Source organism: Pseudomonas sp. NPDC087626 (assembly GCF_044743405.1).
In the GTDB taxonomy this organism is placed as follows: Bacteria; Pseudomonadota; Gammaproteobacteria; order Pseudomonadales; family Pseudomonadaceae; genus Aquipseudomonas.
In genome coordinates, this window is record NZ_JBIUWJ010000005.1 from 159,710 (window position 1) to 171,313 (window position 11,604).

The 11,604-nt window shown below is 60.0% G+C and carries 14 protein-coding genes; 2 read left to right on the forward strand and 12 right to left on the reverse strand.

Annotated features, from left to right (window positions below; translation table 11 throughout):
• Positions 1-2: 2 nt before the first annotated feature.
• The 9 genes from mltG to ACIOVD_RS06520 all read right to left on the reverse strand — a co-directional run bounded on the left by mltG (position 3) and on the right by ACIOVD_RS06520 (position 7,350).
• Positions 3-1,187: an endolytic transglycosylase MltG gene (gene mltG / locus ACIOVD_RS06480; RefSeq protein WP_401126716.1), complete on the reverse strand. Its 1,185-nt coding sequence runs from the start codon at positions 1,185-1,187 to the stop codon at positions 3-5.
• Between the two features lie 3 nt (positions 1,188-1,190).
• Positions 1,191-2,006 carry an aminodeoxychorismate lyase gene (gene pabC / locus ACIOVD_RS06485; protein ID WP_095167647.1) on the reverse strand — a complete coding sequence of 272 codons (816 nt, stop codon included), beginning with the start codon at positions 2,004-2,006 and terminating at the stop codon, positions 1,191-1,193.
• On the reverse strand, positions 2,006-3,250 hold the full coding sequence (gene fabF / locus ACIOVD_RS06490; protein WP_095167644.1) for a beta-ketoacyl-ACP synthase II: 1,245 nt from the start codon (positions 3,248-3,250) through the stop codon (positions 2,006-2,008). Before fabF ends, pabC begins: the two co-directional genes overlap by 1 nt.
• Positions 3,251-3,359: 109 nt before the next feature.
• The gene (acpP, locus tag ACIOVD_RS06495; protein WP_003175607.1) at positions 3,360-3,596 is read right to left on the reverse strand and encodes an acyl carrier protein; all 237 of its coding nucleotides are present in this window, start codon (positions 3,594-3,596) and stop codon (positions 3,360-3,362) included.
• A gap of 192 nt (positions 3,597-3,788) precedes the next feature.
• Positions 3,789-4,532 carry a 3-oxoacyl-ACP reductase FabG gene (gene fabG, locus ACIOVD_RS06500; protein ID WP_401126718.1) on the reverse strand — a complete coding sequence of 248 codons (744 nt, stop codon included), beginning with the start codon at positions 4,530-4,532 and terminating at the stop codon, positions 3,789-3,791.
• Between the two features lie 16 nt (positions 4,533-4,548).
• Positions 4,549-5,487 (reverse strand): ACP S-malonyltransferase, encoded by a 939-nt coding sequence (gene fabD, locus ACIOVD_RS06505; protein WP_401126720.1) that lies wholly within the window; start codon positions 5,485-5,487, stop codon positions 4,549-4,551.
• A 125-nt stretch (positions 5,488-5,612) separates the two neighbouring features.
• The gene (plsX, locus tag ACIOVD_RS06510; RefSeq protein WP_095167639.1) at positions 5,613-6,623 is read right to left on the reverse strand and encodes a phosphate acyltransferase PlsX; all 1,011 of its coding nucleotides are present in this window, start codon (positions 6,621-6,623) and stop codon (positions 5,613-5,615) included.
• A gap of 3 nt (positions 6,624-6,626) precedes the next feature.
• Positions 6,627-6,809 carry a 50S ribosomal protein L32 gene (rpmF, locus tag ACIOVD_RS06515; RefSeq protein WP_010447173.1) on the reverse strand — a complete coding sequence of 61 codons (183 nt, stop codon included), beginning with the start codon at positions 6,807-6,809 and terminating at the stop codon, positions 6,627-6,629.
• Between the two features lie 13 nt (positions 6,810-6,822).
• A complete protein-coding gene (locus ACIOVD_RS06520; RefSeq protein ID WP_401126723.1) occupies positions 6,823-7,350 on the reverse strand; it encodes a YceD family protein in 528 nt (175 codons plus the stop codon).
• A gap of 105 nt (positions 7,351-7,455) precedes the next feature.
• Between ACIOVD_RS06520 and ACIOVD_RS06525 the strand changes: the two genes are divergently transcribed.
• Positions 7,456-8,034, forward strand: coding sequence for a Maf family protein (locus tag ACIOVD_RS06525; RefSeq protein ID WP_401126725.1), 579 nt, complete (start codon positions 7,456-7,458; stop codon positions 8,032-8,034).
• Positions 8,035-8,159: 125 nt separating this feature from the next.
• On the opposite strand, the gene sppA is transcribed toward ACIOVD_RS06525, so the two are convergent.
• The 3 genes from sppA to rluC are packed head-to-tail and all read right to left on the reverse strand — an operon-like array spanning position 8,160 to position 10,785.
• Positions 8,160-9,149, reverse strand: a complete 990-nt coding sequence (gene sppA / locus ACIOVD_RS06530) for a signal peptide peptidase SppA (RefSeq protein WP_095167635.1) — start codon at positions 9,147-9,149, stop codon at positions 8,160-8,162.
• 21 nt (positions 9,150-9,170) lie between these two features.
• Complete coding sequence (locus tag ACIOVD_RS06535; RefSeq protein WP_095167634.1) at positions 9,171-9,836, reverse strand: HAD-IA family hydrolase; 666 nt, start codon at positions 9,834-9,836, stop codon at positions 9,171-9,173.
• Positions 9,823-10,785, reverse strand: a complete 963-nt coding sequence (gene rluC / locus ACIOVD_RS06540) for a 23S rRNA pseudouridine(955/2504/2580) synthase RluC (protein ID WP_095167632.1) — start codon at positions 10,783-10,785, stop codon at positions 9,823-9,825. The genes ACIOVD_RS06535 and rluC overlap by 14 nt, the downstream gene beginning before the upstream one ends.
• Positions 10,786-11,477: 692 nt before the next feature.
• Between rluC and ACIOVD_RS06545 the strand changes: the two genes are divergently transcribed.
• A partial coding sequence (locus tag ACIOVD_RS06545; protein ID WP_401126781.1) for a hypothetical protein occupies positions 11,478-11,604 on the forward strand: 127 nt, incomplete at its 3' end.

An 11,604-nucleotide genomic window follows, 5' to 3' on the forward strand; every position in this document is an offset into this window, starting at 1 on the left:
AGTCATTGCGAGCTTTGCGGTGCCTGGGCGTCAGGCGTTGGCGGCGCAGGCGGTTGATCCTGCGGGACCGCCTCAGGCGCTTCGGGTACTGCTGGCACCTCGGGCACCTGCGGCACCACCGGCGCCGGCTCCTCGGGCGTCACCGCACCGTTGGCGGGCGCAGGGCTGGAACGATAGTCGGCGCGGCGCTTGAGTTGATACTCGCGCACGGCGTTGTTGTGGGCATCCAGGTCATCGGAAAATACATGGCTGCCGTCGCCGCGCGCGACGAAGTACAGGCTGCTGCCCGACACCGGGTTGAGGGCCGCGTGAATCGCTTCACGGCCGACCATGGCAATCGGGGTCGGCGGCAGGCCGAAAATCACATAGGTGTTGTAGGGCGTCGGCTCGCGCAGGGACGCGCGGGTCAGCTTTCCGTTGTAGCGCTCACCCATGCCATAGATCACGGTCGGATCGGTCTGCAGCATCATGCCGATCTGCATGCGCCGTACAAACACTCCGGCAATCTGTCCGCGCTCCTGTGGCACCCCGGTTTCCTTCTCCACCAGAGACGCCATGATCAGCGCCTGGTAGGGCTCGCTGTACGGCACATCCGGGGAGCGCTTGCTCCATTCCTTGGCCAGCACTTCTTCCAGCCGATCGTAGGCCTTTTCCAGGACTTCGGCATCGGTCATGCCGCGGACGAAACGGTAGGTGTCCGGAAAGAACCGCCCCTCGGGAAACACGCCGCCATGCCCGAGTTTTTCCATCAGTTCGCTGTCGCTGAGGCCGGCCAGGGTCTGTTCAAGCTTATCGTTTTTCGCCAGCGCTGCACGCACCTGGCGGAAGTTCCAGCCTTCCACCAGCGTCAGACTGTACTGGACCACTTCGCCGCGCTGCCACAGACCGATCAGGCCTTGTGCGCTCATGCCCGGCAGCATGCGGTATTCGCCGCTGTGCAGGGGTTGGGTGGCCAGGTTGAAGCGCCAGTACAGGCGCAGCCAGAAAGCGTCCTCGAGCACACCGTCGGCTTCCAGGCGATTGAAGGTCCCGGACGGCGTCGAGCCAGTGGGTACGTCGAGTAACTCTTCCTGAGTAATGTTGAGTGGCTGTTCCAGCGCCGAATTGATTTTCCAGGCCGAAGCGCCCAGCAGCAGCCCCGCCAGAACCAATCCGGTTTCCAGCAGCAGCAAGAGTTTACGTCTCACGAATCAAGCATCCAGTAGCGCGCGGGCAATTCCCTGCAGTTTACGGGTGAGCGGCCCAACCGGCCAGCTCAGCGCAGCATATGCGTTTACCGGCCAGATGCCGTAGACGCTGTTGCAGACAAAGACTTCATCGGCCTGTTGCAGTTGTTCGAGGCTGATGTCAGTGATTTCAGTGGGGATCCCCAGTGACTTGGCTTGAAACAATAATTCGCCCCGCATCACCCCGGCGACACCACATCGGCGCAAATCGGCGGTCAGCAGCACGCCATCACGCACGATGAACAAATTACTGAACACACCCTCGATGACTCGGGCATCTACGTCCAACATCAACCCTTCTGCGCATTCAGGCCCCTGCCACTCGGCGCGGGCAAGGACTTGCTCAAGACGATTGAGGTGCTTGAGGCCCGCCAGCAGCGGCTGGCTGGCCAAACGCGTGGCACAGGGGAACAGGCGCACGCCGTGCTCGGCATGAACGCTGGGGTAATGTGCAGGGGGATTGCCTTGCAGGATACGTCGCGGCGCAGCTGCAGGGTCGAAGGCATAACCGCGTTGACTGTCGCCGCGGGTCAGGATCAGCTTGAGCACGCCGTCGCCGAGTTCGGCGGCATAGGCCACCAGTTCGGCGCGAATCAGCCTGTGATCCGCCGCCAGCGCCAGGCGCAAGCAGCCCTCGGCCAGGCGTTGCAGGTGGCGTTCCAGCAATACGGGCTGGCCGCCCCTGACGGCGATGGTCTCGAACAAGCCATCGCCGTAGGCCAGGCCGCGGTCTTTTAGCGACAGTGCGTCAGCCGGCTGACCGTCGACCCAGCTTTCCATCAGTCGACGAACCGACGGAACACCAGGGAGCCGTTGGTGCCACCAAACCCGAAGGAGTTGGACAGCACTACGTCGATATCCATGTTACGCGCAGTGTGCGGCACAAAATCGAGATCGCAGCCTTCGTCCGGCTCGTCCAGGTTGATGGTTGGCGGCGCGACCTGGCCGTTGATCGCCAGCACGCTGAAGATCGCCTCGACGGCGCCCGCGGCACCCAGCAGGTGGCCGGTCATGGACTTGGTAGAGCTGATGGCCAGCTTGTAGGCGTGATCGCCGAACACGGTCTTGATCGCCTGGGCTTCGGCGAGGTCGCCGGCCGAGGTCGAGGTGCCGTGGGCATTGATGTACTGCACCTGGTCGCCATTGATCCGCGCATCGCGCAAGGCGTTGGCGATGCAGCGAGCAGCACCGGCACCGTCCGCCGGAGGCGAGGTCATGTGATAGGCATCGCCGCTGGTACCAAAGCCAATCAGCTCGGCGTAGATGGTCGCCCCGCGTGCCTTGGCGTGCTCCAGCTCTTCGAGAACCAGGGCCCCGGCACCGTCGGACAGTACAAAACCATCACGGCCCTTGTCCCATGGACGGCTGGCGCGGGTCGGCTCGTCATTACGCGTGGAGAGTGCACGGGCAGCACCAAAGCCACCCATGCCCAGGCCACAGGCGGCCATCTCGGCACCGCCGGCAATCATCACATCGGCTTCGCCGTAGGCAATGTTGCGCGCAGCCATGCCGATACAGTGAGTACCGGTGGTGCAGGCAGTGGCAATGGCGTAGTTAGGTCCCTGTATACCCAGGTGGATCGACAGGAAACCGGAAATCATATTGATGATCGAGCCCGGCACGAAAAACGGCGAAATCCGTCGCGGCCCGGAATCATGCAGCGTGCGGCTGGTCTCTTCGATATTGGTCAGTCCGCCAATACCCGAGCCCATAGCCACGCCGATACGCTCACGGTTGGCATCGGTGACTTCCAGGCCGGCATTACGCACCGCCTGAAATCCGGCCGCCAGACCGTATTGAATGAACAGGTCGAGTTTGCGAGCTTCCTTGACCGACAGGTACTCCTCGACATTGAAGCCCTTTACCGAGCCGCCAAAACGAGTGGAATAGGCAGAAAGGTCAGTGTGTTCGATCAGACCAATGCCACTGCGGCCAGCCAGAATGCCCTGCCAGCTGCTCGGCACATCCGTGCCCAGTGGCGACAACATACCCATACCGGTGACTACGACGCGTCTACGCGACACAGCACTCTCCTTTTTTCAAATGACGACTTTGCATCAGACCTAAAGAAAAAACCGCACGCCATGATGGCAGTGCGGTTTTTCCATGACAGCTAACAACGATTACAAACTATTACGCCTGGTGGCTAGTAACGTAATCGATGGCAGCTTGTACAGTAGTGATCTTCTCAGCTTCTTCGTCAGGGATTTCGGTCTCGAATTCCTCTTCCAGAGCCATCACCAGCTCAACGGTGTCAAGGGAGTCGGCACCCAGGTCTTCAACGAAGGAAGCAGTGTTCACCACTTCTTCTTCTTTAACGCCCAGTTGCTCAGCAACGATTTTCTTGACGCGCTCTTCGATGGTGCTCATACCTTGTTTTCACTCCTAATGGACAAATTCAGGCAGCTGGCCAGTGGGTAAGTGTATAGAAAGGCTTTTCAGTTTTTCAACTGAAAGCTTCACTCCTCAAACCCTGACGACCGGCTGCCTATAAATAGATTGCAGCTTTATAACGGATTTTAGACAGCTCGTATGACATTTTTTTGAAGCGATCCGTCACATTTAACTCATGTACATCCCGCCGTTCACCGGGATTGTAGCCCCAGTAACGTAAGCCGCACCGTCCGACGCAAGAAAAGCGACCACAGACGCGATCTCTTGAGCTTGCCCCAGACGACCCAGCGGAATTTGTGTCTGCAGGGCTTCACGCTGCGCTTCAGGCAGTTCGCGGGTCATATCGGTGTCGATGAACCCAGGAGCCACCGAGTTGACCGTAATCGAGCGCGAGCCCACTTCACGGGCCAAAGCGCGACTAAAACCTTCCAGACCTGCCTTGGCGGCTGCATAGTTTACTTGGCCTGCGTTGCCCATGGCACCCACAACCGAACCAATACTGATAATTCGACCCCAACGCGCCTTGGTCATGCCGCGCAAAACGCCCTTGGACAGGCGGAACAGACTGTTCAGGTTGGTATTGACGACGTCATGCCATTCGTCATCTTTCATCCGCATCATCAGGTTATCGCGGGTGATACCGGCGTTATTGACCAGGATCGCCGGCGCACCGAATTGCTCCTGGATGCTCGCCAGAACACTGGCCACGGACTCGTCGCTAGTGACGTTGAGCTCCAGGCCCGTGCCTTGAATACCATTTTCCTTCAGGGTGGCGGCAATGCGCTCGGCACCCGCGGCGGAAGTAGCGGTACCCACCACGATGGCGCCCTGACGACCCAATTCCAGGGCGATAGCCTGGCCGATGCCACGGCTCGCACCGGTGACCAGTGCAACTTTACCTTGCAGACTCATGCAAGCTTCTCCTGATTCAGGCCAACGCTGCACGGGTGGCAGCGAAAGCGTCTGGGGTATTGAGGTTGGATGTCGACACGCCTTCGGCGCAACGCTTGTTCAGGCCGGCCAGGACTTTGCCCGGGCCGCACTCGACCAGGTTGGTCGCGCCCTTGGCCGCCAGCGCCTGTACGGACTCGACCCAGCGTACTGGCTTGAACAGTTGCTCGAGCAGATCACGCTTGAGGGTCTGTAGATCGGCCGGCACTTGTGCGCTGACGTTCTGCACCACTGGAATCTGCGGGGCCTGCCAGTCAATCGCGGCGACGGACTCGGCAAACTGCTCGGCCGCAGGACGCATCAGCTCACAGTGCGACGGCACGCTGACCGGCAACGGCATGGCGCGCTTGGCACCCCGCGCCTTGCAGCCTTCGATGGCACGCTCGACGGCCGCCTTGGCACCGGCGATCACCACCTGGCCCGGGGAGTTGAAGTTGACCGCGCTGACCACCTCGCCTTGCGCCGCTTCGGCACAGGCCGCCAGCACGTCAGCGTCGTCCAGGCCGAGAATCGCCGCCATGGCACCCTGCCCGGCCGGAACGGCTTGCTGCATCAGTTGACCACGACGCTCGACCAGCTTCACGGCGTCGCCCAGGCTCAGGCTGCCTGCCGCGACCAGGGCACTGTATTCGCCCAGGCTGTGACCGACCACATAAGCCGGACGCGCGCCGCCTTCAGACAGCCACAGGCGCCACAGGGCGATCGAGGCAGTGAGGATGGCCGGCTGGGTCTTGTCGGTTTGATTGAGCTGCTCTTCCGGCCCTTGCTGGGTCAGTGCCCACAGGTCGTAACCCAGAGCATCGGAAGCTTCTTTGAATGTTTCGAGGATCAGCGGATATTGCGCGCCCAACTCGGCCAGCATGCCGAGGGACTGCGAACCCTGTCCTGGAAAGACGAATGCGAGGGAAGCAGACATGTAACAAGCCCCTAATGATCTTGTCGTCGGAGAGTTGACGCCCCGCTGTGGGGACGCAAGAAACTGACAGTTGGATGGCCAATTGAACCGAGCGGTCACATTTAAGCATTGTCCGACGAAAATGCCTAAAGCAGCAAATCCTCGAGACGCCCATGGAGTCGCTGCGGCAGATTCTCCTGAATCTCGATCAAGGCTCGCTGGATCGCACTCTGAAAGCCCTGCACGCCAGCTGAACCGTGGCTCTTGACCACGATCCCCTGCAACCCGAGGAAGCTCGCGCCGTTGTGCCGGGCGGGCGCCAGGTCAGCCTGCAAACGCTTCATCAAGGGCAAGGCCAGGGCCCCGACCATCCTTGATGCAAGATTCTGCTTGAACAAGGCCTCGATACGCCCGGCAATCATGGTCGCCAGGCCTTCGCTGGACTTGAGCAGGATGTTGCCGACAAAACCATCACAGACCACCACATCCGCCTCACCTCGATACAGGCCGTCACCCTCGACAAAACCGATGTAGTTCAGGCCCCGGGCACCTTGCAACAGGGTCGCCGCAAGCTTGACCTGCTGATTGCCCTTGATGTCCTCGGTGCCGATATTCAACAACGCCACCCGGGGCCGGGCGATCCCCAGCGTCTCGGCCGCCACCGAACCCATCACCGCGAACTGGAACAGGTGCTCGGCACTGCAATCGACGTTAGCCCCCAGGTCCAGTAACTGGCAGTAACCCTTTTGTGTCGGGATCGCCGCGACCATCGCTGGCCGATCGATACCGGGCAACGTCTTGAGCACGAACCGCGACAACGCCATCAGCGCGCCGGTGTTGCCGGCACTGACACAGGCCTGGGCCTTGCCATCACGCAGCAACTCCAGCGCCACGCGCATCGACGAATCGGGCTTGCCACGCAGGGCCTGGGCGGGCTTTTCATCCATGGTGATGACTTCGCACGCTGGAGCAATCGACAGACGCGCGCGATCCACAGCCGATTGGCCAGCGATCAGTTCTTCAAGAAGGGAGGGTTGACCGACGAGGGTCAGGTGTAGCGAGGGCGTAGCAGACAGGCAAGCAAGGCTGGCCTGAACAATGCTGCGGGGACCGAAGTCCCCGCCCATTGCGTCAATCGCGATGACTTGAGCGGACAAGGATTACTCGTCAGCGCCCTTGTCGATCACTTTACGGCCACGGTATACGCCTTCTGGCGATACGTGGTGACGCAGGTGAACTTCACCAGTGGTCTTTTCTACGGACAGAGCGCTTGCCTCGAGAGCGTCGTGCGAACGACGCATGTCACGGGCGGAGCGGGATTTTTTGTTCTGCTGAACAGCCATAATTGATTAACTCCTAAACGTGGGGGTCACGCATTACCGGCGCCAATACACTGAACGGGTTGGACCGCGTTACCTCGTCCTCGCTCGGTTCGGGCTCATCGAGACCCGCCGGCTGCTGGCATTCTTCCGGATGATGAGCAGGCACAATGGGCAAGGCGAGCAAAAGCTCCTCCTCGATCAGTGACTGCAGATCCAAAGGATCTTCGCCCAGTTCCAGCACGTCATAACCTTTCGGCAACGACTGGGTATTCGCACCCTCCTTTACCACAGCATAACTGCATTCGCTGTGAATCGGCAGGGTGACCAGCTCAAGACAACGCTGGCAAACCATTTTGACCTCGGTGTCGATAAAGCTGTGGATCACCACAGATTTACGTTCATCTCGTTCAAAAACGAATTTAGCCTGCACCGTACCGACATTGTCGGAAAGCGGGTCGCAGAGTCTCTCCAAATCGGCCAGCAGCATTTCACCTTGAAGGGTGGTGCCACGATCAGCCAATTTGCGCGGGTCAACGTGAGGTGGAATCGGGTCATTCAACATAGGCGCAGCATTATAGGGATGCACCCGCCCTTGTCAAAGGAAATTCAGTCCTGTCCGTCACTTGCAGGCCCCGCTAGAATTTGCGACTGACTTCTGGAGAGCCCTATGTTGCCTTTATTACTCGCTTCAAGCTCGGTTTATCGCCGCGAATTACTGGCTCGCCTGCAGTTGCCTTTTACCTGCAGCTCCCCGGATATCGACGAAAGCCCACTGACGGGCGAGTCCGCCACCGAGCTGGTCAGGCGCCTGGCACAAGCCAAGGCCCAGGCACTGGCCGCCAGCCATCCGGGGCATCTGATCATCGGCTCGGACCAGGTCGCGGTACTCGACGGCAAGATCATCGGCAAGCCCCACACCTTCGACAAGGCCCGCGAACAACTGCTGGCCGCCAGCGGTGCCAGCGTGACCTTCCTCACCGGCCTGGCCCTGCTCAACAGCCAGAGCGGCCACTGCCAGCTCGACTGCATCCCCTTTACCGTCCACATGCGCACGCTCGACCCAGCAAGCGTGGAGCGCTATCTGCGCGCAGAGCAGCCCTACGACTGCGCTGGCAGCTTCAAGGCCGAAGGGTTGGGGGTAAGTCTGTTCCAACGCACCGAAGGCCCGGACGCCACCAGCCTGATCGGCCTGCCGCTGATTCGCCTGGTAGACATGCTACTGGCCGAAGGCGTGCAGATCCCGTAGCTGTCGCCAGATCCAACGCACCCGGCGAGGACTGCGCCCTCGAACGCAGCCTCGCGGGCCCGGCAACTGCTACAGACCATAAAAAAACCGGCCACGCAGGCCGGTTTTTTTATCTCGCACAGCAATCAGCGCAAGGCGGGGCCGTGAAAGCCCATCCACATGGCCAACTGCTCGGCCACACTGGCGCCGAGCTTTTTCGAGAAGCGATCGAACGGCGATTCCTGGATGGTGAAGTCCACCAGTTCTTTCTCTCCGATCACGTCCCGCGCCACCGAACTGGCACTGCCCAGGCCATCGATCAAGCCCAGCGGCAATGCCTGCTCGCCCGACCAGACCAGCCCGGAAAACAGCTCCGGATGATCTTTGTCCTTGAGCCGATCACCACGCCCCTTCTTCACGCTGGCGATGAACTGCTGATGGGTGGTATCCAGCACGCTCTGCCAGAATTTGGTTTCTTCCGGTTTTTGCGGCTGGAACGGATCGAGGAACGACTTGTGCTCACCCGAGGTGTAGGTACGCCGCTCGACACCCAGCTTCTCCATGGTACCTACAAAGCCATAGCCGGCCGCTGTGACACCAATGGAACCCACCAGACTGGCCTTGTCGGCATAGATCTGGTCTGCAGCGCTGGCAATGTAGTAGGCACCCGAGGCGCCCAGGTCGGAAATCACCGCATAAACCTTGATTTGCGGGTGCAAGGCGCGCAAGCGCACAATTTCGTCATAAACGTAGCCGGACTGCACCGGACTGCCCCCAGGGCTGTTGATCCGCAGCACGACACCCTTGACCTTGGCATCCTCGAACGCCGCACGCAGGCTGCCGACGATATTGTCGGCACTGGCCGGCTCTTTATCGGCAATCACCCCAGTGATCTCGATCAATGCGGTGTAGCCCGAGCCGCGCGTCGCGCTCTTTTCAATGTCCATCAGCGGCGTGAACAGGATCAACGCGACAATCAGGTACACAAAGGTCAACAGCTTGAAGAAAATCCCCCAACGCCGCGAGCGACGCTGCTCCTGCACCCCGGCCAGCAGGGTTTTTTCCAGCAGTTTCCAGCTCTTGTCTTCGCCGTCTTCAGCACTGGCTTTGACAGGCGCCTTCCATTCGTCAGTCATTGCATCTACCCCAACCCAAACTTAATTGGCCTGCTGACCCAGCCAGGCATGCAATTGCGAAAAATGATCAATGGCCAGGCACGGCTCGTACGCACGCAGCGCCTCTATGGATTGCGCGCCATAGCTGACTGCCACAGACGCCATCCCGGCATTGCGAGCCATCTGCAGATCGAACGACGAATCCCCCACCATCAGCGCCTGCCCAGGCCCGACCGCGCAATGCGCCAGGATCTGCTCGAGCATCAAGGGGTGCGGCTTGCTAGCGGTTTCGTCGGCGGCGCGGGTGATATCAAAATAATCTTCCCAGCCATGGGACTTCAGCACCCGATCCAGACCACGACGCGCCTTGCCAGTGGCTACGGCCAACTGATAACCCTCGGCGCGGAATGCTTCAAGCGACTCGAGCACGCCCTCGAACAACGGCGAAGGCTCGGCCTCCAGCGCTATGTAGTGATCGGCATAATGCTGACGAAACGCCACCAGCTCGGCATCACCGATTTGCGGATACAAGGTGCGAATCGCCTCTGGCAAACCCAGCCCGATAATGCCCTTGACCGCCAGATCGCTGCACAGCGCAAAACCCGAGCGTTCAGACGCGACGTGCATCGCCTCGACGATCCGACCAATGGAATCGGCCAGTGTCCCGTCCCAATCGAAAATCAGTAGTTTGCAATCAGAGGGGTGCACTCAGGCGCTCCACGGTCTTGGCCCACATTTCGTCCACTGGCGCCTGCAACTTCAACTCACCGCCATCGGGCAGCGGCACGGTCAGCATGTAGGCATGGAGGAACAATCGCTTGCCGCCCAGATCGCGAATCTCCTTGGAGAAACCTTCCTCGCCGTACTTGGTATCGCCAGCAATGCAGTGCCCGGCGTGCAAGGTGTGGACGCGGATCTGGTGAGTCCGGCCGGTAATCGGCTTGGCTTCGATCAGGGTGGCAAAGTCGCCAAAACGACGCAGGACCTTGAACACGGTCACCGACTCCTTGCCCTCCTCCTCGTCGACTTCGACCATGCGCTCGCCGGAGCGCAGATTGCTCTTGCCCAGCGGCGCCCGGACTTGCTTGATCGAGCTCGCCCAGTTGCCGCGAACCAGCGCCATGTAGCGCTTGTCGACGCCATCGCCGCGCAATGCCGTGTGCAAGTGACGCAGCATGCTGCGTTTCTTGGCGATCATCAGCAGGCCGGAGGTATCACGGTCGAGACGGTGCACCAGCTCGAGCTCCTTGCAATCGGGACGCAACTGACGAAAGGCTTCAATCACCCCAAAGGTCAAGCCGCTGCCACCGTGGACCGCAATGCCGCAAGGCTTGTTGATCACGATCAGCGCCTTGTCTTCAAAGACAATCGAGGCTTCCAGGCGTTGCAACAACCCCTGGGCCAGGGGCACTGGCTCGTCACGCTCCGGCACACGCACCGGCGGCACGCGCACGATGTCGCCCGCCTGCAGCTTGTACTCGGGCTTGATCCGACCTTTGTTCACGCGCACTTCGCCTTTACGCAAAATGCGGTAAATCAAGGTCTTGGGCACACCTTTGAGCCGAGCAAGAAGGAAGTTGTCAATTCGTTGGCCGGCATATTCCGGCGAGACCTCCAGCAGTTGTACGGCTGGGGTCGGGGGGGCAGTAGTCGTCATGCCGCGAATGATAACAATTTTTTATGGAATTGAAGCACTTAATCATTGCTGCTATAGTCGCGAACGCCGCCAAAAGCGGCTGGACAGAGGACAAACGGCAAGTTGCCGGCCCTGACCAACGCAATTCATCAGGACGCGAGGCCGTCCTACGGGGCTTTCGCATCTTCTGGAAGGTTCGTGATTGTAACAAGCGCAGGTGACATGAGGCCTGAAGCGAGTGCAACAAACAGAGTACCACTCGTCTGTTGCGCCGATATTTACGGCCAGTTCACAAAGTGCAGTCAGTCCCGAATCACACCTGGGTCGAGAGTTTCGGAAACAACGCCTGTTACAAGCTGGGAGCCAGCCAAACAGCTTTCACCCAGTCTTGTGTAGCCATGAGCGTGGACTCCCCATTGGAGAACACGGTAAATGCCAACCCGCTGCGGATTCTGCGCGCGGCAGCACCCGAATTATCAGGGATACGTGTAGGGTGGAGATGCACAACCGTCGGACCGTGTAGCACTAGGCTTATATTTAGACGCTTCATCTCGTCCACAGTCGCCGGTTGATTCCTCCTCCTGACTGAGTGCTTAAGTAGCCACAGCAAGCAGGACGCGTACGTCGCGATGAAGGCCCACATTGGCCGGACTTCGCTAGACACGGGAATGGCCAACCACTCCCGACGCACCTGACACCGACCGTGAGAAGTCGTGTGTGCCGAACGCCGTTTCCGGCAGCCCGGAAACCGACGGTACTACATGAAAAGAATGCTGATTAACGCAACTCAACCCGAAGAGTTGCGTGTTGCACTGGTAGATGGCCAGCGCCTCTACGACC